Genomic DNA, 1,213 nt, shown 5'->3' with positions numbered 1-1,213 from the left:
GTTCGGAGGTCGGTTCGAGGTTCCCGGCGAGTGTCCCGCCGTCGGGGCCCAATACCGTCACCTGGTGGGGCGTGCACTGTCCGAGGACGGCGCCGGTGGCGGTGACCGCGATCCGGTCGCCGTCGCGCATGCTCACATTGCCCGCCGTGCCGATCAGCAGTCCCTCGTCGGCGAGGCGGTGGCACGCCTCCGCCACGGCGCGCCGCGGTTCTGGCAGCAACTCGTTCGCGTCAGCCATGCCGCGAAGGTACCCTGAACATGAAACAAAGTCACATTTGGTTTTACGGAAGGGTGCGACGGATGCCCGCGACGGACGAACCCGACGGGAGCGACATGGTGCAGGTCACGGCGCTGCGGCTGCGGCGGATGCCACGCCAGGCCCGGGCGAGGGAGAAGGTCGCCCGGGTGCTGGAGGCCGCCGAACGGCTGCTCGTCGCGGAAGGCGCGGACGTGCTGACCACGACCCGCGTCGCCGCCGAGTCGGGGGTGTCCGTGGGGGCGCTGTACCAGTACCTGCCCGACCGGGAGGCCATCGTCGAGGCCCTGGCCGATATGTACCTGACCCGGCTGGAAGCGGCCATGGAGGCGTTCGTCGAACTCGCGCGCACGGAGACATGGAGTGATCCGGTGACCGTGCTCGTCGACGCCTTCGCGGACATCTACCGTTCCGAACCGGGCTTTCGGGCCCTGTGGTTCGGACGCCACCTCACCGAATGGACCAGGCAGGCCGACAGCAAGCACAAGCGCGTCATGGCGGCGGGGCTGCACCGCATCCTGGTCGCACAGCGCCTGTTGCCCGACGACAGGGAGGCGGCGACGGCCTGCTACACCGCCTTCCTCGCCGCCGACGCGGTGACCCAGGACGCCTTCCGCACGGACGCCGCCGGAGACGCCGAACTGCTCGGCCATCTCAAGAGCATGCTGCGCGCCTATCTCGGCCACTGGACCCGGTAGCCGCGAGTCCGGCGACCGGCGGGGCGTCACGCCGGGTCGTCGGGGCCACCGCGACCGGCGGCAGCCGGCCGACATGGCGGTGCGGGGCTGTCGTTCAGCGGCGGTCTGCAGGGAGACCGCCTCCTCCGGCCGCCGTCGGTGTTCACGGGTGAGGACGAGGCGGGCGGGGCCTCCGGTCTTCTTCTCCACCCGGGCGACGGCGTCGGCCGGGCCAGTGCGAGGAAACACGGGAGCCCCTGCTGAAGCGATGGGTGATCGA

Annotated in this window: 2 protein-coding genes; one reads left to right on the top strand and one right to left on the bottom strand. The window is 71.1% G+C overall.

Features of this window, described 5'->3' with window-relative positions:
- On the bottom strand, window positions 1-238 hold a 238-nt coding region (locus tag M8J73_RS44325), incomplete at its 3' end, for a class II aldolase/adducin family protein (RefSeq protein WP_249829916.1).
- Between the two features lie 62 nt (window positions 239-300).
- On the opposite strand from M8J73_RS44325, the gene M8J73_RS44320 reads away from it, so the two are divergent.
- A complete protein-coding gene (locus M8J73_RS44320) occupies window positions 301-954 on the top strand; it encodes a TetR/AcrR family transcriptional regulator (protein ID WP_055543227.1) in 654 nt (217 codons plus the stop codon).
- Window positions 955-1,213 lie beyond the last annotated feature (259 nt).

This window comes from Streptomyces neyagawaensis (assembly GCF_023516595.1).
Lineage (GTDB): Bacteria > Actinomycetota > Actinomycetes > Streptomycetales > Streptomycetaceae > Streptomyces > Streptomyces neyagawaensis.
This window is presented reverse-complemented; position numbering and strand designations above follow the sequence as displayed.

Bases quoted from the DNA above. Each gene is read 5' to 3' on its own strand.
- M8J73_RS44320 (WP_055543227.1), top strand. From the start codon at position 301: ATGCCCGCGACGGACGAACCCGACGGGAGCGACATGGTGCAGGTCACG.